At 74.6% G+C, this 22,363-nt stretch carries 19 protein-coding genes; 6 read left to right on the top strand and 13 right to left on the bottom strand.

The genetic code is table 11. The annotated features are described in order from the left end of the window. Positions 1-292: 292 nt before the first annotated feature. From ABD284_RS07670 to ABD284_RS07695, 6 genes are all read right to left on the bottom strand, one after another. Positions 293-838 (bottom strand): hypothetical protein, encoded by a 546-nt coding sequence (locus ABD284_RS07670; protein WP_344141827.1) that lies wholly within the window; start codon positions 836-838, stop codon positions 293-295. Positions 839-1,103: 265 nt separating this feature from the next. Continuing rightward, positions 1,104-2,330, bottom strand: a complete 1,227-nt coding sequence (locus ABD284_RS07675; RefSeq protein WP_344141828.1) for an acyl-CoA dehydrogenase family protein — start codon at positions 2,328-2,330, stop codon at positions 1,104-1,106. Positions 2,331-2,341: 11 nt separating this feature from the next. After that, positions 2,342-3,145: an SDR family oxidoreductase gene (locus ABD284_RS07680; RefSeq protein ID WP_344141829.1), complete on the bottom strand. Its 804-nt coding sequence runs from the start codon at positions 3,143-3,145 to the stop codon at positions 2,342-2,344. Positions 3,146-3,289: 144 nt separating this feature from the next. Beyond that, positions 3,290-4,273: an NADPH:quinone oxidoreductase family protein gene (locus ABD284_RS07685; protein ID WP_344141830.1), complete on the bottom strand. Its 984-nt coding sequence runs from the start codon at positions 4,271-4,273 to the stop codon at positions 3,290-3,292. Between the two features lie 551 nt (positions 4,274-4,824). Next, positions 4,825-5,733 carry a universal stress protein gene (locus ABD284_RS07690; protein WP_344141831.1) on the bottom strand — a complete coding sequence of 303 codons (909 nt, stop codon included), beginning with the start codon at positions 5,731-5,733 and terminating at the stop codon, positions 4,825-4,827. 258 nt (positions 5,734-5,991) lie between these two features. After that, positions 5,992-7,647, bottom strand: a complete 1,656-nt coding sequence (locus ABD284_RS07695) for a glycine/sarcosine N-methyltransferase (protein WP_344141832.1) — start codon at positions 7,645-7,647, stop codon at positions 5,992-5,994. Positions 7,648-8,455: 808 nt separating this feature from the next. Here ABD284_RS07695 and ABD284_RS07700 point away from each other — a divergent pair. After that, entirely contained in the window at positions 8,456-9,064 is a 609-nt protein-coding gene (locus ABD284_RS07700) for a DUF6069 family protein (RefSeq protein WP_344141834.1), read from the top strand. Between the two features lie 185 nt (positions 9,065-9,249). On the opposite strand, the gene paaC is transcribed toward ABD284_RS07700, so the two are convergent. Then, on the bottom strand, positions 9,250-10,044 hold the full coding sequence (paaC, locus tag ABD284_RS07705) for a 1,2-phenylacetyl-CoA epoxidase subunit PaaC (protein WP_344141836.1): 795 nt from the start codon (positions 10,042-10,044) through the stop codon (positions 9,250-9,252). 633 nt (positions 10,045-10,677) lie between these two features. Between paaC and ABD284_RS07710 the strand changes: the two genes are divergently transcribed. Further along, positions 10,678-11,043: an STAS domain-containing protein gene (locus ABD284_RS07710; RefSeq protein WP_344141838.1), complete on the top strand. Its 366-nt coding sequence runs from the start codon at positions 10,678-10,680 to the stop codon at positions 11,041-11,043. Between the two features lie 95 nt (positions 11,044-11,138). Here ABD284_RS07710 and ABD284_RS07715 read toward each other — a convergent pair whose 3' ends face one another. From ABD284_RS07715 to ABD284_RS07730, 4 genes are all read right to left on the bottom strand, one after another. Further along, positions 11,139-11,849, bottom strand: coding sequence for a M50 family metallopeptidase (locus ABD284_RS07715; RefSeq protein WP_344141840.1), 711 nt, complete (start codon positions 11,847-11,849; stop codon positions 11,139-11,141). Between the two features lie 161 nt (positions 11,850-12,010). After that, on the bottom strand, positions 12,011-12,991 hold the full coding sequence (locus ABD284_RS07720) for a DUF4097 family beta strand repeat-containing protein (RefSeq protein WP_344141841.1): 981 nt from the start codon (positions 12,989-12,991) through the stop codon (positions 12,011-12,013). A 68-nt stretch (positions 12,992-13,059) separates the two neighbouring features. Further along, entirely contained in the window at positions 13,060-13,728 is a 669-nt protein-coding gene (locus ABD284_RS07725) for a response regulator transcription factor (protein WP_344142030.1), read from the bottom strand. A 2-nt stretch (positions 13,729-13,730) separates the two neighbouring features. Beyond that, positions 13,731-15,089 carry a sensor histidine kinase gene (locus ABD284_RS07730; RefSeq protein ID WP_344141842.1) on the bottom strand — a complete coding sequence of 453 codons (1,359 nt, stop codon included), beginning with the start codon at positions 15,087-15,089 and terminating at the stop codon, positions 13,731-13,733. Between the two features lie 233 nt (positions 15,090-15,322). Between ABD284_RS07730 and ABD284_RS07735 the strand changes: the two genes are divergently transcribed. The 4 genes from ABD284_RS07735 to ABD284_RS07750 are packed head-to-tail and all read left to right on the top strand — an operon-like array spanning position 15,323 to position 18,452. Further along, the gene (locus ABD284_RS07735; protein ID WP_344141843.1) at positions 15,323-15,733 is read left to right on the top strand and encodes a TOBE domain-containing protein; all 411 of its coding nucleotides are present in this window, start codon (positions 15,323-15,325) and stop codon (positions 15,731-15,733) included. Further along, positions 15,726-16,511, top strand: coding sequence for a molybdate ABC transporter substrate-binding protein (modA, locus tag ABD284_RS07740; RefSeq protein WP_344141844.1), 786 nt, complete (start codon positions 15,726-15,728; stop codon positions 16,509-16,511). Before ABD284_RS07735 ends, modA begins: the two co-directional genes overlap by 8 nt. Further along, entirely contained in the window at positions 16,486-17,340 is an 855-nt protein-coding gene (locus ABD284_RS07745; RefSeq protein WP_344141845.1) for an ABC transporter permease, read from the top strand. The genes modA and ABD284_RS07745 overlap by 26 nt, the downstream gene beginning before the upstream one ends. Positions 17,341-17,378: 38 nt before the next feature. Beyond that, entirely contained in the window at positions 17,379-18,452 is a 1,074-nt protein-coding gene (locus tag ABD284_RS07750) for an ABC transporter ATP-binding protein (protein WP_344142031.1), read from the top strand. A gap of 404 nt (positions 18,453-18,856) precedes the next feature. Here ABD284_RS07750 and ABD284_RS07755 read toward each other — a convergent pair whose 3' ends face one another. Both ABD284_RS07755 and ABD284_RS07760 read right to left on the bottom strand, forming a co-directional pair. Further along, positions 18,857-21,067, bottom strand: coding sequence for a PrsW family intramembrane metalloprotease (locus tag ABD284_RS07755; protein WP_344141846.1), 2,211 nt, complete (start codon positions 21,065-21,067; stop codon positions 18,857-18,859). 270 nt (positions 21,068-21,337) lie between these two features. Then, positions 21,338-22,135 carry an endonuclease/exonuclease/phosphatase family protein gene (locus ABD284_RS07760; RefSeq protein ID WP_344141847.1) on the bottom strand — a complete coding sequence of 266 codons (798 nt, stop codon included), beginning with the start codon at positions 22,133-22,135 and terminating at the stop codon, positions 21,338-21,340. Positions 22,136-22,363 lie beyond the last annotated feature (228 nt).

The following is a 22,363-nucleotide window of genomic DNA, read 5'->3' on the forward strand; positions in this document are numbered from 1 at the left end:
CGCAGCCGTGCGGGCGCACCGCCGCGCACCGGCGGCCGCCCGCGCGCGATCGAGCGGACGGCGCACCGCCGGGCGGAGTCCGGAGCGCGGCGACGTCTTCGCAGACCACGGCCGATACGCGCAACGCTCAGCACCCGGGGCCGCGCGGAGCGCAGCCGCCGGCCCCGTTTCGGGAAAGCGGTTGCTCCGCGTCCGGCCCGGCGCCCGCGCGCGGCGGCGCCGCCGCGGCTTCACCACACGGCATGATCCGCGTCACACCACTGGCGTAGCGCGGACCGTGCGGGCAAGGCCGCTAGTCGTCGCGCAGGCCGCCGGTGCCCTCCTCGGTGCCGTAGGGCAGCGCCTCGGCGCGGGTGCCGGACGGCGTCATGGCGAACCAGGTGCCGTCGGCGCCCTGGCCGTAGACGTCTCCCGGGTCGACGTCGCCGGAGAAGCGGTACAGCGGCCAGCCGGACAGGGTGAGCTGGGTCCCCCCGTCGCTGCGCTTCATCCGGCCGACCAGGCTCCGGGCGACGCCGTCGGTGGAGAGCCCGCCCCGGACCAGCGCGGGGGGCCACTGCTCGGCGCACTCGCCGCTGCAGGTGGAGGTGGGCGGCTCGGCGGTGTCGCCGGTGTAGGCGTAGAGCGTGTAGCCGTCGGAGTCGCTGACCACGGGCCCGGCCTCGGTGTCCTCGACGACACCGATCGTGGCACTGGTCTGGTCCGCGGCGTCGGCGCCCGGCAGGTCGGGGTCGTCGCCCAGGCCGCCGCCGGAGAGGCCGAGGCCGCAGCCGGAAGCCGCGAGCAGCGCGGCGGCGCCTCCGGCCAGGTACAGCGTCATCGCACTGGGAGTCCGCACGCCCACAACCCCTTCCGTCGCCGGCCGTCTCCGATGCTCCGCTCGAACGCGCCGCCGGGCGCGTCCCCGCGCCCGGCCGCGGACCGCGGAGGGCCTCGCCACCGAACGTATCGGCACGAACGCGTTCCGGAAGCGACTTCACCGAAGTATTACCGGAATTGACGGGGATTTCGGCGGAGCACGCGCCCGGCGCGCACGCGGCGGGTGGGCGGTGCACCGGAACGGCGGCCGCCTGCGCAGGGGTTCCCCGCAGGCGGCCGGGCCGCTACGCCTGCGCGTCCGCCAGGTACGGCCGCAGTTCGCGGCGCGCGATGGAGCGCAGGTGCACCTCGTCCGGGCCGTCCGCCAGCCGCAGCGTGCGGTTGGCGGCCCACAGCTGAGCAAGCGGGAAGTCGTCGGACACTCCCGCACCGCCGTGCACCTGGATCGCGTCGTCGAGCACCTGCTGGACCATCAGCGGCACCTCGGCCTTGATCGCCGAGACCTCCGTGCGCGCGCCCTTGTTGCCGACCGTGTCCATCAGCCAGGCGGTCTTGAGCACCAGGAGCCGGGCCTGCTCGATGCGCACCCGCGCCCGCGCGATCGACTCGCGCACCGTGCCCTGCTCGGCCAGCGGCCCGCCGAATGCCGTCCGCTCGGCGGCCCGGGCGCACATCAGCTCCAGGGCGCGTTCGGCGACGCCGATCGCGCGCATGCAGTGGTGGATGCGCCCCGGCCCCAGCCGCTCCTGCGCGATGCGGAACCCCTCGCCCTCGCCGAGCAGGATGTTGCTCTTGGGTACCCGGGCGCCGGTAAAGGAGACCTCGGCGTGTCCGCCCTTGGTCCCGTCGGTGTAGCCGAAGACGGGCAGCCCTCGGCCGACCTCGACGCCGGGGGTGTCCGCGGGCACGAGCACCATGCTCTGGCGCCGGTAGGGCGCGGCGCCCGGGTCGGTCACGCCCATGACGATCAGCAGCCGGCAGTCGGGGCTGAGGGCGCCGGAGGTCCACCACTTGCGCCCGTCGAGCACGTAGTCGCCGCCGTCGGCGGTGATGCTCAGCCGGATGTTCGAGGCGTCGGAGGAGGCCACGTCGGGCTCGGTCATGCAGAACGCCGAGCGGATCTCGGCTTCGAGGAGCGGCTCCAGCCACCGCCTGCGCTGCTCCTCGGTGCCGAACATGGCCAGGATCTCCATGTTGCCGGTGTCGGGGGCGGCGCAGTTGAGGGCGCTGGGCGCCAGGCCTGGCGAGCGTCCGGTCAGCTCGGCCAGCGGTGCGTACTGCAGGTTGGTCAGCCCGGCGCCGTAGTCCGACGCGGGCAGGAACAGGTTCCACAGCCCGCGCTTGCGCGCCTCGGCCTGCAGCTCCTTGACCACCGGCGGAGCCGACCACGGGTCGCTGCGCCGGGCGGCCTGCTCGGCGTAGACGGGTTCGGCGGGGATGACCCGCTCGTCCATGAACGCCCGCAGGCGCTCCAGGTGGGCGCGGGTGGTCTCGTCGTAGCCGAAGTCCATGCTCGCCTCTCTCACTCGCCGCGGGCGGCACCCGCGCGGATGGTGGCCCAGGCGCGGCGCATGCCCTCGAGCCAGCGGTCGCGGTCCGCGGCGCGCCGCTGTTCGTAGTCGGCCGCCTCGGGATGCGGGAGGACCAGGAACCGGCCGGCGTGCAGCGCCGCCACGACGGCCTCCCCGACGTCCTCCGGCTCGATGTAGGCACCGCCCAGCCGGGTGGCCGAGGTACCGCCGTCGCCGGCGGTCATAGCGGTGTTGACGCCCTGCGGGCACAGGCATGACACGGAGATCCCGTCGTCGGCGTGCCGGATCGCCAGCCACTCGGCGAGCGCGACGGCGCCGTGCTTGGTGGCCGTGTAGGGAGCGGAGTCGAGCTGGGTGAGCAGGCCGGCGGCCGATGCGGTCACCAGGAAGTGGCCGCGGCCGCGTTCGGCCATGCGGGGGAACAGCGCACGGGCGGCGTAGACGTGCGCCATGACGTGCACCCGCCAGGACAGCTCCCACGCGGCGTCGTCGCCGAGTCCCTCGCCGGCGGCGACCCCGGCGTTGGAGCACCACAGGTCGATCGGCCCGTGGTCCTCCTCGATGCGGGCGACGGCGGCGGCCGCGGCCGCCTCGTCGGCGACGTCGAACGCGACGCCGTCGGCGCGGTCTCCCAGCTCCTCGGCCGCCGCGGCGACGCGGTCCGCGTCGAGGTCGATGATCACCACCCGCGCCGCGCCCTGGTGCAGCAGCCGGCGGGCGATCGCCAGCCCGATGCCGCCGGCGGCTCCGGTGACGACCGCCGTCGTACCGGGGATCGAGAACGGTTCGGGCATGCGGGGGCTCCTTCGCTGACTGGGCGGCGCAGTGGCGGTGCCCGGGCCGGGGCCGGTGCCGCCGCGGGGCCGGCCGGGTGCCCGTCGGGCCTTCAGAACCCGCCCGGCCGCCCCGGGGCGGCGGGGCGGCGCCTCAAGGCGGGATCAGGGGGTGAACACGAGGCGGCCGACCGTGTCCCCGTCGGCGAGCCGCTGCACGCCGGCCGGCAGCTCGGCGGCGCCGAGGCGCTCGCTGACCAGCGGCTTGACCAGGCCGCGGCCGGCGAGCTCGGTGAGGCGCTCGTGGGCCTCCGGTACGGCTTCGGGCGCCCGTTGGCGGTACAGGCCCCAGTGCAGCCCGAGAATGGAGTAGTTCTTGATCAGCGCGTGGTTCAGCCCGGGCGAGGGGATCGTGCCGCTCGCGAAGCCGACGACCACGATGCGGCCCTCGAAGGCGATGCACTTGGTGGAGCGCTGGTAGGAGTCGCCGCCGACCGGGTCGAAGACGACGTCGGCGCCGCGGCCGCCGGTGTACTCCTTGACCGCGGCGACGAAGTCCTCGCTACGGCGGTCCACGACGACGTCGGCACCCAGCGCGGCCGCGGTCTCGGCCTTGCGGGGACCGCCGACGACCCCGACCACGCGCGCGCCGGCGGCCTTGGCGAGCTGTACCGCCGCGCTGCCGACCCCGCCGGCGGCGGCGTGCACGAGCACGGTCTCGCCTTCGCGCAGCCGCGCGCGGCGGTGCAGGGCGAACCACCCGGTCTGGTAGCCGATGAACAGGGAGGCCGCCTCGTCGTCGGTGAGGGCGGCGGGTGCCGGGAAGACCGCGTCGGCGCTCATCAGCGCGTAGTCGGCGAAGGCGCCGGCGGGCAGTTCGGCGCTGCCGACGACGCGGGCCCCCGCCTCGACGCCGCTGACCCCCTCGCCCGTCTCGGCGACGTCGCCGCACAGCTCGACGCCCGGGGTGAAGGGCAGCGGCGGCTTCACCTGGTACATGCCGCGGCACAGCAGCGCGTCGGGGAAGTTGACGGCGGCGGAGCGGACCCGCACCAGCACCTGCCCCGGGCCCGGACGCGGGTCCTCGACCTCCTCGACACGCAGGACGTCGATGGGCTCGCCGGTCTCGTGCACCCGCAACGCTTTCACTGGCCGCCTCCGCGGTCGTCGAATACCAACTGGTCGGTCTGTCCGAGTCAACCGTGGTGGGCGCCTCTCCGTCAAGTGCCGCACCGCGCCCGTCCGACGACCCGGCGGCGGTCGCGCACCCGGTTGGATGACGGCGCACCGCAGGTACTCCGCCTCGCCGGCACCGGCTCCGCCGAGGACGCCGAGCAGCACGTCCTGCGTCACGCCGACCACCGGGAGCGCCGCCATGCGCCGGGCGCCTTCCCGTTCTCCGAACAGGCGGTACCGCCCTCCGCGGGCGGACGGTCGTCGCCTGCGGCGGCCGCGCCGCCGTCGAGGCGATCACCGGACAGGCCCGCTTCGTACGCGCCGGAGTCGGCGCAGGCCGCGTCGCCGCGCTCGCCCCGGGACGCGCGCACCCGCCCTCGCGGAGCCGCTCGGCTCCGGCCGACCCGCGTCGGCCCGGCGGCGGCTCCGAGCACGCATGGACCGGTGCCGGCGGAGGCGCTCGCGCCCCGAAGGCGCGCTCGGGCGCACCGCCCGGAGCACCGGGCCGCCGGGGCCGGCCGGTGTCAGCGCACCACGGCCACCGGACCGTGCGCGCCGTGCAGGACCGACTGGCTGACGGAACCCAGCATCAGGCCGCGGAAACCGCCTCGGCCGCGCGAACCCACGACGACCAGGTCGGCGGGCGTGGCCTCCTCCAGGATCGCCACCACCGGATGGGCGCGCACCGTGCGCAGGTCCACCGACACGTCGGCGTACGCCTCGCGCAGTTCCGCCAGCTCGGCCTCGGCGGTGCGGCGGGCCGTGGCCTCCACGGCCTCGTCGTCGAAGGCCTCGGGCGGCACCGGCCCCATCGCGGAGACGAACGCCGCCATCGGCTGCCAGGCGCAGACCCCCACCAGCTCGGCCTCGTTCCACCGCGCCTGGGCGAAGGCGAACTCCACGGCCCGGCGGCTGGACTCCGATCCGTCCACGCCGACGACGACGCGGCCCTTGGCGCGGTGTGCGGCCTCGTGCTTCTTCGGCAGCACGATCACCGGTACCGGGGAGTGCGCGGCCAGCTCGATGCCCACCGACCCCACGAAGGCCGACGCCAGACCGCCGAGCCCGCGCGAGCCCACGACCACGGCGGAGGTGTCGGGCTGCTTGGCCTCGTCCAGGAGCGCGTCGGCGGCGCGCGCGGTGGGCATGCGGGTGCGCACCGACAGCTCGGGGAACAGCCGCAGAATCCAGTCGCGGGCGTAGTCCAGCAGCGCCTGGGCGTCGCGGAGGCGGTCGGAGGTCTCCTGCTCGCCGCCGCGCGGGACGATCTCGCGGAAGGCGCCCGCGGCGTCGGGCGGGCCCACCGCGGTGAGGATGGTCAGTCCGCGTCCGCGCTGCGCCGCCTGGTTGGCCGACCACTCCAGCGCGTAGCGGCTGGAATCGGAGCCGTCGACGCCGACGACCACCCAGAGCCGCTCCGATGTGCCGTCCATCTGGCGCTTCCTCTCTACCGGCGCGGTACCTGGGCCGGGGCGGGCGGACGAGACCGACCGGGGCCGGCCGCGCACGCTGCGCGCCGCCTACGCCCGGGTCCTGCCCCGCTGCGTTCGGGGCGACCGCGCCGGAACGCGGCGGTGTCCCGTCCTGCCGAGTACCCGCGAGACCCCGGGCCGACACGGGCCGAACCGCCGGCGGAGACACCAGCGGCCCCGCGGAGGGGGCCGCGGGGCCGCTGGTGAGTCGCCAGGGGATCAGGCGCGGTAGTGCAGGATGCCCCAGGCGAGGGAGCCGGACCGGCCGCCGTTGACCCAGTTGCGCAGTCCGGTCTTCATGTGCTCCAGGTACTCGTCGCTGATCTTGCCGCTCAGCTCCGACTCCCGGCTCTCGGTCTCCGCGAGCACGCGGCCGTAGTGGTTCGGCAGCTGCGGAGTGAGGTCGTCGAACTCGACCTTGGACAGGCCCAGCCGGGCGGCCTCGCGGTCGTAGAACCCGGGCGTGCCCATGGTGTCCAGATGGAGCCGCTTGAGGATGGGCTTGAGCTCACCGCGGTCGGCGTTGTCCGCGGCCATGGGGTCGGTGAAGACGAAGTGGCCTCCGGGGCGGATGACCCGGGCGACCTCCTCCATCACACGGATGCGGTCGCCGCTGTGCAGGAAGGCGTCCTGCGACCACACGACGTCGTACCCGTTGTCCTGGACGGGGATGTCCTCGAAGGAGCCGTCGACCACGTCGATGAGGTGGTCGAGGCCTTCTTCGCGGTTCTTCTCCCGGTTGCGCTCGTTCTCCACCTCGCTGAGGTTGAGGCAGGTCACGTGGCAGCCGTAGGTGCGGGCCAGGAAGCGGGCCGAACCGCCGTAGCCCGCGCCGATGTCGATCACCTTCGTGGCAGGGGTGACCTGGACCTTGCCGGCCATGCGCTCGACCGTGCGCACGCTGGCCGCACCGATGTCGTCCGTGTCGGACTCGTAGAGCCCGACGTGGATGTCGGTGCCGCCCCAGATCGTGTGGTAGAAGGTGTCGGCGTCGGTGGAGTTGTAGTACTCGCGGGCCGTCTGGACCGCGGAGGAGTACGAGCCGGTCAGCTCGTCCTCGGTGCGGTAGGACTTCTCCGCGATGTGGATGAAGAAGTCCGGCTCGTCGGCCTGGTAGGTCTCCTGGAAGTCGCCGTAGGTGTCGACGCGCTGGAAGCCCACCTCGCGCATCAGCCGCCGCACGTAGTTCTTCCGCAGGGGGAACATGTTCAGGTAGTACTGCGACTGGTCCGGGAACTGGTAGCGGAAGCGCGCCAGGCCCTCGTCGACGTGGTCGGGCTCGGCCGAGACCTCGTCGCCGCAGTAGTAGTAGGTGTGGCTGTTCCCGTACTGGCCGTCGAGCAGGGCGTCGTAGTTGCGCTGATCCAGGATGAGCACGCCGTCGTGCTTGAGCATCGCGTAGAACTCAGCCAGCGCCTTGCGGCGATCGCGCTCCGAGAACAGGTGGGTGAACGAGTTGCCCAGGCAGATGATGGCGTCGTAGCTGCCGTGCACGTCCCGGTTGAGGTAGCGCCAGTCGGCCTGGACGACGCGCAGGATGTGGCCGCCGTAGGTCTGTCCGTTGGCGAAGGCCTTGGCCAGCATCTCCGCACTGCCGTCGGCGCTGACGGTCTCGAACCCGTCCTCGATGAGGCGGACGGAGTGGAAGCCCGTGCCGGTGGCCACGTCGAGCACCTTCTCGACGCCGCGAGCCTTGAGCTGCTCGATGAAGAAGTTGCCCTCGCTGGCCCAGCGCTTCTTCCAGTCGATCAGCTCGTCCCACTTGTCGACGAACCCCGTCACGTACTCGTCTTTGTAGTGATCGGTGTCGCGAACGGCCAGCGGGTCGTCACCAAAATCTTGCTGATCCTGTCCCTTAATTGTTCGACTCCTCACACTCGAAAAACCCTCTCACCAGACACACACGACGCCGAGGGTCAAACTTCGCGCATATACATTGAAAGCCATGACCCCCACCATAGTTCAAGTGGCAAGAGGCATTTTTAGCTTGTCCGCCCAGGTCAGAGCCGAAAAATTCACCCCGGGTCATCATAGTGACACAGCGCCTCCGCCCACGTCAGAGGCCCTTCGGAGCACCTATTGAGCCCGCCGCGAACCGCACTACGCAACACATTGCGCAAGACGCACCGCGAATTCCCAAAGCGCGACCAGGAATCCGATGCGAATTCTCGATAGTCTATAATGCGTTCTCCCCGGCGCGAGTAAGCGCCGTTTCGGCGCCCGCCCGCGGCCCGCAAACGGCGCGGGCGCCGCGGTTCCACGCGCTTCGGAGGACGCCTTCCGCGCCGGGCCGACCGGTCGATGAGCTGGGCTCGGCGAACGCGGGCGCCGCCGCGGACACGCCTCGCACACCGCCCTCGGCACCGAGTCGGCGGGCGCCCCTGTGACCTGCGTCGCAGTGCCGGACACCGCGTCCGATGACCGGTCGAGCGGAGATTCCACGGTGATTCCGGACACACTCGGGCGCCGGCCGCGCCTCCGTACGGCGTACGGCCGCGCCCGGTCGGCGTGGCCGCGGTGCCGCCTCTCGCGCCCCTACCCCGACCGCCCCGTTGGCCGGCCCCGTGCGCGGCGCGGCCCCCGGCGCCGGATCGGCCGCGCCCGCGGGGCACCCGTGTTTTCGCCGGTCGGCGCCGGGTATGGGGCCAGCAACCGTGTTCGGGCCGTATCGGGGGGAAGCGGCATGAGCGAATATGGCAACGAACGGCGTGTGAACGCCGTCAGGTTGTGGTCCGGCGGTCTCGCCACCGCCGTCGTCGCGGCCCTGATCGTCCTCGTCGGCACGCTGCTTGTGCGAGGCGTGCTGGGCATCCCGATTCTGGCTCCCGAGGAGGCCGGCTACACCGGCGGCGCGGGCACGGCCGCCTACGCCGCCACGGCGGGCATCGCCGCACTGGTGGCCACCGCACTGCTGCACCTGCTGCTGATCAGCGCTCCGCGGGCCACGATCTTCTTCGGCTGGATCGTGGGCCTGGCCACGGTCGTCGCGGCGGTCAGCCCGTTCACCCAGAGCGCGACGCCGGCCAGCCAGCTCTCCACCGCCGTCATCAACACCGTCGTCGGCATCGCGATCGTCTCGCTGCTGACCAGCGTCGGCGCGACCGCGGTCCGCCGCACCCGGCGCGAGCCGGTCCAGCGCGACGTACCCGAAGGCGCGGAGTTCGACGACTCCGGCTACTCCAGCGGCTACCGCGACGCCCTGGGCGAGGCGCCCGCGCGCCGATCGGGAGGCCGGCACCGCGGCGGCGATCCGCACGCGCCCGACCAGACCACGCACCTCCCCCGCGACTGAGCGGCCCGCGGGGCGGCGGGCCGCCCGCGACGCGGTCCCGAGCCCGGTCCCTCCGGGGCCGGGCTCCGCCTCCGCCCGCTCCGGCGGGGCGCGCTCCGCGCCGGCCGGGCCCTTCTCCGCGCCGGCTCCCCGCATGACTCCTGCAGCCTTCGCGCGCGCGTGCGCGCGCGGGCCGAGCGCGAGCGTCACTGCCCCTCCGGCGCGCGGTCGCGGCGGATGTCGGCGAGCGTCCGGTCGAAGGCCTCGGCGTGGACGCCTCCGCGGCCGCACATCTCCACCGGGCCGACCGGCGGCACCGGGTCCGGCCGGGCGACCCGCGCGTCGCGCAGCACTCCCTCCACGGCCGCTTCCCACGCGGGCCGCAGCAGTGCGGGATCGGTCCCGATACCGGCCTCGGCGGCGCTGCGCGAGACCTCGTCGGAGAGGAACAGCTCGCCGGTGTACGGCCACGCCTCGCTCAGCGCCGCGTCGAGCCGGCGGCGGTCGTCGTCGCCCGAGCCCAGCCGCAGCGTCCAGCGGACGGCGTGGTCGCGATGGAAGGGGAGCTCGCGCACGGCGGTACGGGCGATGGCCGCCAGCGCGGAGTCCGCGGATGCGGTGAGCGCCGTGTAGAGCTCCAGCGCGTAGGCGGAGAACAGCAGCTGGCGCACGACGGCGTGGGCGAGGTCGGTATTGGGCAGCTCCAGCAGCCGCAGGTTGAGGAACTGGTCGGCGCCGCGGCCCAGGATGAGGTCGTCCTCGGTGCGCAGCACGCCGGTGAGCTGCTCCTCCATCCGTGCGGCGGAGCCCAGCAGCGAGCGGGCCAGCCTCAGCTGGCCGCGCGCGATACGGGCGGTTTCGGTCTCGCCGTCGTGGGCAGCCGGCCACAGCCCGCTGCCCTCGGTCTCGGCCAGCCGGTGGCCCGCGACGAGCGCGTCGTCGCCCAACCGCAGCACGTAGGCGTTGGCGGCGGTGTCGGCCGCGGCGCCTCTCTCGTTCATCGCATCCCCCCGCGGTGCACGTGCAATCGTCCCCTACCCCCTCTGCGCGGGTTCGGACACCTGCCGTCGCGGCGATGCGGTGCGGCGGGAGGATGCGGGACGAAACGGGTGCGGCGGCTGAGCCCGGTGGGGCGGCCGCGGAGCGTGCGGTGGACCGGAGGGCGGGTGTGGCCGATGTCGCCCTCTCCCCGGGCCCCGTCGATAACCGCAGGTAAGAGAAGTGTGAATACGGTTAGGGACACGCATGTGCGTCACTCACGTCACGAAAAGGCCACAGCCCTGTGGTATCGTCCCCGACGGATGCTTGATTCTAAGCATCTTAGGAATGAGGGGGAGCGGCGACCGCGCGACGCGAGCCGCCCATCGGGCCGAGCAGGCCAGAACCATCTGCCGCCGACCGCCTTCCGCCGACTATGCGCCCGCGGCGCCACGGCACGGCAGGCAGCTCAGATCCACATATGCCTGACACATCGATTGTCAGCATGGGGGTAACCGACTTTGAACAACCAGCCACGCCTGTGCGGCGCGTCGTCGAACGTGCTGACCGGCACGTTCGGTAAGAGCCCTCGCCCTGGTGGCGACGCCGCACCGGTCCCCAGGGCAACGGCATCGGCGCAACATCCCGGAGCGAACATGGCCGCGCTGAAGATCACCCGCCGCGATCGCGACGACGGCGTCGTCCTCGCGCTCAGCGGCGAAGTCGACATGGCCACCGAGGACCAGTTCCACCAGGCGGTGCGCGCGGCCGTCGACGCGCGGCCGCAGGAACGCCTCGTCCTCGACTTCAGCCGCCTGGCCTTCATCGACTCCAGCGGGCTGCGCGTGCTCATCCAGGCGCACAAGGCCGCCAAGGGCGCCGGGGGCAGCCTTGCGGTCGCCGCCGCGTCCGAGCGCATCGCACGCATTCTGCACGTGACGGCGATCGACACCCGCGTCGCCGTCTTCCCCACCGTCGAGGCCGCCCTGGCGGCCCCTCAGGAGAGCTCCAGCGCGAGCTAGCGCTCCCCCACCCAGCCCGAGAGAAAAGGCGCCCACGTCCAACGTGCGGCGCCTGCGTCGTGTCCGGCGCCCGCACGCGCGGCGGGCGCCGGCCCTCAGAACATCAGCAGCCAGACCCCGGTCGCCGTCACCGCGACGTTGACCACGCCGAAGAACGCCACCCACAGGACGCCCGGGGCCCCCGTCAGCCGGTGCAGCTGGTCGGCGTCGGACTCCGGTGAGGGCTGGCGGCGGCGCTGCGCCTGCAGCTCGATCACCGGCCGGATGCCCGCCAGCAGCAGGAACCAGGTGAAGAAGTAGGCGAAGGCCGCCTGCACCTCGGCCGGGGTGAACCAGGAGACCAGGAACACCACCGCGCCGGTGCCCACGACCGAGACCACGCCGTAGACGTTGCGGATCAGCAGCAGCATGGCCGCCAGCACCAGGACGCTCATCCACAGAAGCGCGGTGATCCGGTTGCTGACCAGCAGCAGGATGGCCAGCAGTCCCACGATCGAGGGGGTGATGTAGCCGGCCGCCACCGTCATGATCATGCCCGGACCGCGCGGCTTGCCCCGCGACACGGTGACACCCGAGGTGTCGGAGTGCAGCCGGATGCCGGTGAGCTGGCGGCCGCTGAGCAGGGCCACGACGGCGTGCCCGCCCTCGTGGGCGATGGTGACGACGTTGCGGGCCAGCCGCCAGGGGCCGCGGGTGACCACGACGACCAGGGCTGCGACGCCCGCCGCGACGACCAGCCAGGTGGGCGGCGGAGCCTGCACGGTGAACGCCTCCTGCCAGACGTCGCCGAACGTTGTCGCCTCCATTGGCCCGCTCCCCTCGGATCGCCGCTCAGGCGCAAACTGTAGGGCATGGCGCGGGGACGCCCGTCCGTGTGCGGAGGACGCCCCCTGCCGGTGGATGCGCGCGGACCGTACGCGGCCCGCTCCGGGCGTGCCGCCCGGGGCCGGTCACGGCCGGGGACCGATCAGTCCTCGGCTTCGATGTTGAAGGAGCCGGTGGTGGTGGAGACGGCGATGCGGGGAGCGCCGCCGGCGGCGGAGGTGTCGACGTCGACGTCCCGTTCGCCGGTCGTGGAGTCGCCGGTGACGCGGTAGGAGCCTTCGGGGACATCGACCTCGACGGAGCCGGTGGTGGTGTCGACCGCCAGGCTGTCGAAGGGCTTGAGCGCCTCGATCCCGACGGAGCCCGTGGTCGTCTCGACCCGGGCCTTGGCGAACCCGGCTTCCAGGTTGACACTGCCGGTCGTGGTCTCGACGTCGAAGCTCTCGGCTGCGAACTCCTCAAGGTCCACCTCGCCGGTGGTGGTCTCGGCGGTCACGGTGCCGCCGCTGCCCTCGGCGCTGATGGAGCCGGTGTTGGACTCCATCTCCACGTCGCCCTCGACGTCGCCCAGGTCGATCTCCCCTGTGGTGGTGGCCGCGCGGATGTCGCCGGTGAGGTCCTCGCCCCGGATCGAGCCGGAGCCCGCCGAGACGTCGACGGTGCCGACGACCTCGTCGAGCTCCACGTCACCGGACGCCGAGTCGACGCTCACCGCGGTGCCCTCGGGGACGCTGATCGTGTAGTCCACCGCGCAGTCGCCGAGGAACCAGGCGCCGCCGCCGCAGGTGGCCTCGGCCCTCACGGTTCCGCCGTCCGCCTCCAGCCGCTCGCGGGGGTCGGCGAAGGGGGTGCCCCGCAGACTGCGTTCGACGGTGACCTCGTCGTCCTCGGTGCCGTGGACGGTGACGTCGCCGCCGGATCCGGTGCGCACCTCGACCTTCTCGACGCCCGAGAAGTCGTCACTGCGTGTGTCGCCGCCCAACTCGACACTGCCGAAGCTGAGCAGCGCTCCACCCACCAGCACCGCCAGCGCCAGCGCGGCCCCGATGAGCAGCCAGCCGGAGCTGCGCCCGCGCGGCTCCTTGCTGGATGCGGCGTAAAGCCCGCGTCCCGTGAATGTCATCTCCTGCTTCCCTCCGGGAGCGGCTGCTCCCTTGCTCGCTGGTGTGGTGGGGGCGGGTGCCCGCTCGGTCACGGTGCGGCGCTGCGGCGGTCGCTGCCCCGCAGGTACTCCAGGACGGCGCGCACGCGGCGGTGGTCGTGGTCGTCCTGGCCGAGGTCGAGCTTGGTGAATATGGCCCGGATGTGCTTCTCCACGGCCCGTTCGGTGATGAACAGGTTCGCGGCGATGCCCGCGTTGTTCAGGCCCTCGGCCATCGCGCTGAGGACCTCGCCCTCGCGGCGGCTCAGCCGATCGATGGCGCTGTCCTCGCGTCGGCTGAGCAGCTGCGCGACCACCTCGGGGTCGATGGCCGCGCCGCCGCCGGCGACCCGGCGCAGCGTGACCAGGAACTCGTCGATGTCGGCCACGCGGTCCTTGAGCAGGTAGCCCACGCCGCCGGTGTCGCCGCCCAGCAGCTCGGCGGCGTAGCGGCTGACCACGTGCTGGGAGAGCAGCAGCACCGCGACGCCGGGCTTGCGGCGGCGGATCTCGATCGCGGCCTGCAGCCCCTCCTCGGCGTATCCCGGCGGCATGCGGATGTCGATCAGGCACAGGTCGGGGGCGGGTTCGCTGTCGACGGCGGCGAGCAGCTCCTCGGCGTCGCCGGCTGCGGCCAGCACCTCGACGCCCGCGTCCTCCAGGAGCTTGACCATGCCGCTGCGCAGCAGCACGGAGTCCTCGGCGATGATGATGCGCACGGTCACGCCTCCCAGGGGATGTCGGCTGTCAGAACTGTGCCCTCACCCGCCGGGCTGTCCACCGCCAGGGCGCCGTCGACGGCGTTGACGCGGTCCCACAGGCCGTAGAGGCCGGTTCCGGAATCGGGGTCGGCGCCGCCCTTGCCGTCGTCGGTGACGGTTATGCGCAGCAGGTCCGCGCCTTCGGCCGCGGCCCGTTCGGCGCGCACTTCGACGCTCTCGGCGCCGGCGTGCTTGGCGACGTTGGCCAGGGCTTCGCAAACCACGTAGTAGGCGACCCCCTCGGCGCGCGCCGAGGGGCGTTCGGGCAGGTCCACCCGCACCTGGACGGGCACGGGGCAGCGCCCGGCGGCCACCGGCAGCGCCGCGTCCAGGCCGTGGTCGGTGAGGGCCCGGGGGTGCAGGCCGCGGGCGACCTCGCGGAGCTCGGCCATTACGGCCTTGGCCTCGCCGCGGGCCTCGTCGATCAGGGCGCGGACCTCGTCGGGGTCGGCGGCGCGGGCGCGCGCCCGGCTCAGCGTCATGGTCACCACCAGCAGGCGCTGCTGCGCACCGTCGTGCAGGTCGCGCTCGATGCGGCGGCGCTCGGCTTCGGCGGCGTCGACCATCCGCAGCCGGCTGTCCTGGACCTGGGCCAGTCGGCGCCGCACCACCATCTCCGGCGCGTCGAGGAGCAGCCGGCGGCTGACCTCGAACTCCAGCCGGACCAGCAGTGGTACCGCCCACAGCCCGACCACGGCGCCCACCGGCCCGAGGAACACCGCCGTTAGCGGCGCCGCGGCGTTCTCCAGAGAACCGCTGACCAGCGCGTAGCCGAGGCCGACCAGCGAACCCGCGGCCAGCGCGGTGCCGTAGACGACCAGGCCCAGCACGATCCCGCCGAAGACCACGCCCTGCACGCCGGTGAGGGTGGCGCAGATGACGGCAGTCCAGGCGTCGCGGCCGTAGAGGTAGCCGAGGCCGCGCAGCAGCGCTTCGGCCGGGTTGCGCGGTCGGGCGGCGGGCCGCGGTGCGCGGGACTCGACCACGCCGAACACGTCCTCCAGGCGGCGGCGCTGGATGGTGCAGGCCAGCCGCCCGAGCAGGGGCGCGCAGGTCAGCAGGACGGCGGAGAAGGCGGCGAGAGCGGCGGGCGAGGGGGGCTCGCCCGCCGGCAGCAGGTCGACGAAGCCGGTGAAGACCAGCAGTACCAGGGCCACGACCGGGAGCAGCACCAGCGTGCCGGGCACCAGGTAGCCCACGGACAGCGCGAAGGAGGTCACCAGGTGGAGCAGGCCGAGCAGGCGGCCCTTCGGCGAGCGCGCTTCGGCGTCGCCGAGCAGGGGCGCACCCGCCGTCGCGGCGGCGGCGACTGCACGCACCCGCGCCACCCCCTCTGTCCGCAGGCCGATCGTCCTGTCCGCGCTACCAAACCTAGGATGCGGCGGCCCCGGGCGCCATGACGTCACCACACCGCGCCCGGGTAGTGCTAGCAACACCGGGGCCGGGCGTGTGGGTCGGATTCGCATACGCGTGCCACCATCGACCCTCCCTGTCGCAGAAGCGAATGGATTTCGGGTTTCCCTTCGCTTCTGCGAGGTGTAGATTCTGCGGCGTGCCGATGTTCCGAATCAGTGAGGTCGCCGGGCTCGTGGGCGTCAGCGGCGACACGGTCCGCCGCTGGGTCGACTCCGGGCGGCTGCCCGCGGCGCGCGGCGCACACGGGCACCGCACCGTCGACGGCGCCGACCTCGCCGCGTTCCTGCGCGCCGACGCACCCGAGGACCCGGGCCGCCAGGTCTCCTCGGCTCGCAACAGGTTCCGCGGCCTGGTCACCGCGGTCCACCGCGACGGCGTGATGGCCCAGGTCGAGATCCAGGCGGGGCCGCACCGCGTGGTGTCGCTGATGAGCCGCGAAGCGGCCGACGAGCTGGGGCTGGACGTCGGCTCGGTGGCCTCGGCGATCGTGAAGTCGACACACGTGGTCGTCGAGAACGAACCGGCGAAGGGACAGCGGCATGGCTAGCCGCCTCATCACGGGCGCAGCGGCGGGACTGGTGCTGGCCGCGGCAGCGGCCTGCGCCCCGGTCGACGGCAGCGACGGCTCCGCGGGCTCGGGCGGCGGGCGGGCGGAGCGGACCCTCACCGTGTTCGCCGCGGCGTCGCTGACCGGGACGTTCGAGGAGCTGGGCGGGCGCTTCGAGCGGGAACGCCCCGGCACCCGGGTGGAGTTCAACTTCGCGGGCAGCTCCGAACTGGCCAACCAGATCGCCGAGGGCGCACCGGCGGACGTGTTCGCCTCCGCCGACACCCACACCATGGACACGGTCGCCGACGACGGCCTCACCGCCGGCGACCCCGTCGTCTTCGTGCGCAACACGCTGCGGATCGCCGTGCCCCCGGACAACCCCGCGGGCGTCGGTTCCCTGTCCGACCTCGCCGACTCCAGCGTCAAGGTCGCGCTGTGCGCGGAGGAGGTGCCCTGCGGCGCCGCTGCTGCCGAGGTGCTGGAGGCCGCGGACCTGGAGGTCACACCGGTCTCGCGTGAGCGCGACGTCAAGGCCGCGCTGACGAAGGCCGAGCTGGGCGAGGTCGACGCCGCCCTCGTCTACCGCACCGACGTCCGCGCGAGCGGGAGGGTCGAGGGCATCGCCTTCCCCGAAGCCGAGCAGGCCGCCAACGACTACCCGATCGCGGTGCTCGACGACGCGGCCCGACCCGGGCTCGCACGCGAGTGGACGGAGTTCGTCCGATCCGACGGCGCCGCCGAGGTCTTCGATGACGCGGGCTTCACCACCGGCTGAGGCGCCCGCGCGCCCGGCCGCGCGCGGGAGCGGCCGGCTGCGCGTGCGCTCGGGGCGCTTCCCGTGGCCGCTCGCCGTGCCTGCCCTGGTCGGGCTCGCGTTCCTGGTGCTGCCGTTCGCCGGGCTGCTGGCCCGCGCCCCCTGGCCCACCCTGGGCACCCGGCTGCTGATGCCGGAGGTGCGCGGAGCGCTGTGGCTGTCGCTGACGACCGCGACCGCCGCCACCGCCGTCGCGGTGCTGCTGGGGGTGCCGCTGGCGTGGCTGCTGGCGCGCACGGACTTCCCCGGCCGCCGCGTGGTGCGCGCGCTGGTCACGGTTCCGCTGGTGATCCCGCCGGTCGTGGGCGGTGTTGCGCTGCTGCTGGCGCTGGGCCGGCGCGGGCTCGTGGGGCGCTACCTCGACGCGTGGTTCGGGCTGACGCTGCCGTTCACGCCGGCGGCGGTGGTGGTCGCCCAGGTGTTCGTCGCGATGCCGTTCCTGGTCATCAGCGTCGAAGGGGCGCTGCGGGCCGCCGACCGGCGCTACGAGGAGGCCGCCGCCACCTTGGGCGCCTCGCGTGCGGTCGTCTTCCGCCGCGTCACGCTGCCGATGGTGGCCCCCGGCGTCCTCGCCGGCGGCGTGCTGGCCTGGGCGCGCGCGCTCGGCGAGTTCGGCGCCACCATCACCTTCGCGGGCAACTTCCCCGGGCGCACCCAGACCATGCCGCTGGCGGTGTACCTGGCCATGCAGGAGAGCCCGGAGTCGGCGATCGTGCTGAGCCTGGTGCTGCTCGGCGTGTCGCTGGTGATCCTGATAGCGCTGCGCGACCGGTGGGTGGGTGCGCTGTGACAGCGGAACGGGCGCCCGGAGCCGGGGGCGGGGGCGTCGTGGACCGCGGGGACGGCGCGCGCCGGGGACTGGACGCGCGCCTGGTGGTCGACCGGGGCGCGTTCCGGCTGGACGCCGAACTGCGGGCGCGGCCGGGCGAGGTGGTCGCGGTGCTGGGCCCCAACGGGTCGGGCAAGTCGACCGCGCTGCGGGCGCTGGCCGGGCTGGAGTCGCTGGCCGACGGGCGGATCGGGCTGGACGCCCAGGACGTGACCACCATGCCGACCGAGCGCCGCCCTGTCGGCATGGTCTTCCAGGACTACCTGCTCTTCGGTCATCTCAGCGCCCTGGACAACGTCGCCTTCGGGCCCCGCTGCCAGGGCGCCGGCCGCGCCGAGGCGCGCGAGCGCGCCGCCGAACTGCTGGAGCGGGTGGGGCTGGCCGAGTACGCGGCCGCCCGCCCGCGCGCGCTCTCGGGCGGCCAGGCGCAGCGGGTCGCGCTGGCCCGCGCGCTGGCCGTGCGCCCGCGGCTGCTGCTGCTCGACGAGCCGCTGGCCGCGCTGGACGTGCACACCCGCGCCTCGGTGCGCTCGGAGCTGCGCCGCCGGCTGGCCGACCTGGACTGCGCCACCGTGCTGGTCACCCACGACCCGCTGGACGCGATGGTGCTCGCCGACCGGATCACCGTGCTCGAAGCGGGCCGCGTGGTCCAGGAGGGCACCCCCGGCGAGGTCGCCCAGCACCCCCGCACCGGCTACGTCGCGCGGCTGGTGGGGCTCAACCTCTACCGCGGCAGCGCCCGGGGCACGCGGGTCGCGCTGGCGGGCGGGGCGGAGTCCGCGCCGGCGGAGGTCTCGCTGTCCGAGCACTGGGACGGCGAGGTGTTCGTCGCGTTCCCGCCGCGCGCCGTCGCCCTGTACCGGCAACGCCCCGACGGCACGCCGCGCAACCTGTGGCGGCTGCGGATCGAGGGGGTGGAGCGGTTCGGCGACCAGGTGCGGGTGCACCTGGAGGGCGCCCTCCCGCTGCTCGCCGACATCACGCCGGAGGCGCTGGCCGAGCTGCGGCCGGTCGGCGGAGCCGAGGTCTGGGCCGCGGTCAAGGCGACCGAGGTCCGCTGCTACCCGGCGTAGCCGCCACCCGGCGGCACGCTGGGGGCGCAACGGGCGGAGCGGGCGGTTCACCCGCAGGCGGGGAGAGTTCTGGAGGCCACGGCGGACGCTGATCGCTGTGACCACGGAATGCAGGAGCAGTGACCACGTACGAGGGAACCCTCCGTGTCCGTGGAACACCATGTCGCCACCGGGGCCCTTACCGTGGCCGCGGCGCCGCCGGCGCCCTGTTCACCGCGGGAGCCGCACAGGCCGACGACCACGAGGGCTACGACAAGCACGGCCATCACGGCGACGAGTCCCCGGGCGGATCGATCGCGGACCGGGGCGGCGGCGCGGCGGGCACGACCACCGCGCCTGACGGGCCGCCGCAGCCCGCCCGGGAACCGGCGGGACCGCGGGACCGGCGGCGCCTCCCCGCGGACTCAGCGGCGGCGCAGCGGCCGCTCGACCACCGACGGCAGCAGCAGACCCGCCAGCCCGGCCACCGCATACGGCACCTGCCCCGGAGCCGCCGCTTCCAGCACCCGGCCCGCCATCCGCGACGGCTCGCGCAGGAACGACTCCGCATCGGGGTACGCGCGGGGCACCGACCACCCGGCCGCCGGCAGCGTGAGCAGCGCCGCCCACCACGCCCACACCCACGGCAGCGCCGAGGGCGGAAGCGCCCGGTACCAGTCGGCGGCGTGGCGCAGCGCCTCGGCGGCGTAGGCGGCGAACGGCGTCCCGCCCGGGGACGCGGCGGCGTGTGCGTGGAACCCGCCCGCCGGGCCGTACGCGTCGGCGGCCGCGCACACCGCGACCAGCACGAAGGCGCCCGCGGCCGCACCGAAGAGGGTCGCGCCGAGCCGGTGCTCGGTCGAGCGCAGGTCCTCGCGTGTGGGGAACCGCCGCCAGGGCCGCTCCCCCGACCGCGCCGCGCCCATGGCGTAGGCGCGGCGCTCCCGCAGGAACCGCCACGCCGTGCCGAGGACGGCGGGACCGCGCCGTGCGGCGGCCAGCATCACGGCGGCCTCGTGCAGCATGTCGGAGAGCGTCAGCGCCAGCCGCAGCGGCGCGTGGGCCCACAGCAGCGCGGCGCGGCGGAAGACCGGGGCGATGTCGCCGGGCACGCGCACGCCCAGCCGGATCGCCCGGCCGTAGGCGCGCCGCCGCAGACCGGGCAGCGGCGGGTGCCCCGGCAGGGGCGGCGTCACGGCGGCCGCGCACCGGGCCGCCCGGTAGTCCAGCAGCACGGCGCACACCAGCAGGAACAGCAGCAGCCACCGGTCCGCCGTCCCGCCGCCGGTGAAGCCGTACAGGACCGCGGTGGCGGGGTGGGGTTCCAGCGGCGAGCCGAGCGCCGCCTCGGCGACGGCGGCGTTGAACATCATGTGCTGCAGGACCGCCAGGGCGAACGCCGCCGGCGGCAGCAGCCACAGCCATGCACCCCCGCTGCGGCGGCCCACGACAGCGAGGCCGAGCGCCGCGCCGACGAGGCCGGTCAGCACGCCGTGGCCGGAGAAGTGCACGCCCAGTTCCGGCACCGCCACCGCGCCGGGCAGGAACGCCGCCGGGCCGGGGAAGGGCAGCGCCGCCGCGCCGCCGGCGGGCAGCGCGCGCAGCAGGGTCTCGGCCGCCTGGAAGCCGGCGCCGGACGCGGCCGCCAGGAGCAGGTAGTCCACCGCCGCCAGCCTGCGGAACCGGCGCCGCGCGGGCAGTCCGACCAGCAGCAGCGGCAGCAGCTTGCCCGCTTCCTCCACCCACACCGCGACGTAGGTGTAGGCCACCCACCGGTCGACGCCCGCATAGGCGGTCAAGGCGTCCTCCGCGACGGCGAGCGGCCACACCAGCAGGGCGCCCAGCAGCAGCACGCGCACCAGCGTCGAGAACGCGACGGTCCGCGAGCGCGACAGCCAGGCCAGCTGCGCCACCAGCCACAGCATGCCCGCCGCGGCGGGAAGGGCGGCGGCCGTCGCCGGGACGAAGAACGGCGCCACCAGCAGCACGGCCAGCATCGCCCACGCCCAGCCGCCGCGCAGCGCGCGCAGTACCGCGGCGGCGCCGGGCGAGCCCTCCTGCAGGGAGCGGGCACGCACCGCCAGCCGCTCGGCGAGGTCGGGGCCCGGACCGCGCGGGGTGCGGGCGTGGCGTGCTCCGGGCTCCAGGCAGTTGTAGGCCTGGGCGGCGCGCAGCAGCTCGGGGTCGCGGCTGTCCCGCGCCTCTTCGGCGAACGCGGTGCGGGCCGACTCCAGGTCGGGACCGACCAGCGGCCGCAGGAAGTCCGGCGGGCCGGCCGCCACGGTCAGCGTCGTCGATGTGACGAGCACCGCCGCGGAGAAGTCCTCCACCGCCACCAGCACGTCGGTGGGCTCGTCCCCCCACGAGCGGATGACGTGCACGACGCTGGCCGTGTCGGCCGCCACCTCGGTCACCGGCTCATAGGCGAACTCCGCGCGGGTGCGGCCCACCAGCAGCCGTTCGACGCCCAGAGCGCGCCCGGCCGCGACGACGCGGTGGATCAGCGCGGTGTCGCGCGGCGCGGCGAAGGGGACGACGATCTTGGCGTCCGCCTCGATCCACCCCTGGTCGAACTCGGTCGCGTTGGCGCAGAGCCGCAGCGCGAGGTCGCGGGTGATCATGGCCTGCTCGTCCATAAGCCCCCTACGGCGGTGTCCCGGCCCGGCACCGGCGACCCGGCCGGCGGTGTCGGGAGGATCGGCCTCGGCCACGGGTCCGTGGCGCGGCGAGCGCCTACGCTATCGCGGCGCCCCTGCGCCGCGCCGCCCCGATCCGCCGTACTCGAAGGGGTTCGCGCGTGACGGCAGGTGAGCGCGCCGACGGCGCCCGCGCCCGGGTCCAGGCGGGGTCCGCGCCGTCCGCGGCAGCCGCCCGGGGCGCAAGGGCGCCGGGCCGGGCGGCCCCGCTCAGGCCCGCGGCAGGGACAGCTCGGCGAGGACGGCGCGGTGGTCGGTATCGGGGAGGGTGTGCACGGAGGTCCGCCGGACCTCGACGCGGCGGTCCACCAGGATGTGGTCGATCGTCGTTCCGGGCAGCGAGCCGTCGGAGGGCCAGGTGGCCCGCCACCCGTCGCCGGAGGCGTCGGCGGCGTCGGTGTAGCCGGTGTCGAGCAGCGCGCGGAGCTCGGCGTGGTCGAGGGTCGCGTTGAAGTCGCCGGCGAGCACGCGCAGGCCGCCGCCGGGGCGGGCGTCGGGCAGCTCGCGCAGGGAGTCGCGCCAGCCCGCGACGGCGCCGGAACCGGCCGGCGGCATGGGGTGCGTCGAGACCACCTCGACCGGCGGTGCGCCCGGGACCAGCACGCGGGCCCGCGGCATGGCGAAGTACTCGTGCCGGGAGCTGTCGCCCGCCTCCTCCACCGGGTGCGCCGAGTAGACCGCTCCGCCGACCGGGCCCGTCCCGGCGCGCGTGACGTCATAGGGCAGCAGGGCGCGCAGGCCCGCGCGGGTGAGCGCGTCGTCGGACTGGCGGGTCAGCTCCTGCAGGCTGAGCACGTCGACGTCCCGCTCGCGCACCAGCCGCACGAGCGCGTCGGGGTCGGCGAGGCCGAAGTAGACGTTGGCCGTCAGCACGGTCATGCGCGGGCCGCGGGGGTCGGCCTGGGGCGCCGGCCCCGGGAGGCCGCGCGGCAGGACGCAGGCCAGCAGTACGACGGCCGCGGCGCCGGCGGCGAGGGCCGCCCAGCCGCGCTGCGTCAGCAGTGCCAACGCGAGCGGGACGACCGAGGTCGCCGCGACGTAGGGCGTGAACGCGATCAGGGCGACCGCGGGAAAAGCCGACCTCCGTTCCGGTGGCGCGCACCGCCGCCCACAGCGCCCACGGCACCACACTCACCGCGACCAGGGCGGTCACCCAGCCCAGCCGGGCGCGGCCGCCGGAGCCGCCGGCCGGAGCCGGCGCCTGGTCCCCCTGCCCGCCCCCGATGGGCCGGCCGG

Source organism: Streptomonospora arabica (genome assembly GCF_039531585.1).
Classification (GTDB): domain Bacteria; phylum Actinomycetota; class Actinomycetes; order Streptosporangiales; family Streptosporangiaceae; genus Streptomonospora; species Streptomonospora halophila.

Coding starts and splice junctions, on each gene's coding strand:
- ABD284_RS07675 (WP_344141828.1), bottom strand. CDS start 2,330: ATGGACTTCGGCTACGACGAGACCACCCGCGCCCACCTGGAGCGCCTG.
- ABD284_RS07680 (WP_344141829.1), bottom strand. CDS start 3,145: ATGCCCGAACCGTTCTCGATCCCCGGTACGACGGCGGTCGTCACCGGA.
- ABD284_RS07690 (WP_344141831.1), bottom strand. CDS start 5,733: ATGGACGGCACATCGGAGCGGCTCTGGGTGGTCGTCGGCGTCGACGGC.
- ABD284_RS07700 (WP_344141834.1), top strand. CDS start 8,456: ATGAGCGAATATGGCAACGAACGGCGTGTGAACGCCGTCAGGTTGTGG.
- paaC (WP_344141836.1), bottom strand. CDS start 10,044: ATGAACGAGAGAGGCGCCGCGGCCGACACCGCCGCCAACGCCTACGTG.
- ABD284_RS07710 (WP_344141838.1), top strand. CDS start 10,678: ATGGCCGCGCTGAAGATCACCCGCCGCGATCGCGACGACGGCGTCGTC.
- ABD284_RS07715 (WP_344141840.1), bottom strand. CDS start 11,849: ATGGAGGCGACAACGTTCGGCGACGTCTGGCAGGAGGCGTTCACCGTG.
- ABD284_RS07720 (WP_344141841.1), bottom strand. CDS start 12,991: ATGACATTCACGGGACGCGGGCTTTACGCCGCATCCAGCAAGGAGCCG.
- modA (WP_344141844.1), top strand. CDS start 15,726: ATGGCTAGCCGCCTCATCACGGGCGCAGCGGCGGGACTGGTGCTGGCC.
- ABD284_RS07745 (WP_344141845.1), top strand. CDS start 16,486: ATGACGCGGGCTTCACCACCGGCTGAGGCGCCCGCGCGCCCGGCCGCG.
- ABD284_RS07755 (WP_344141846.1), bottom strand. CDS start 21,067: ATGGACGAGCAGGCCATGATCACCCGCGACCTCGCGCTGCGGCTCTGC.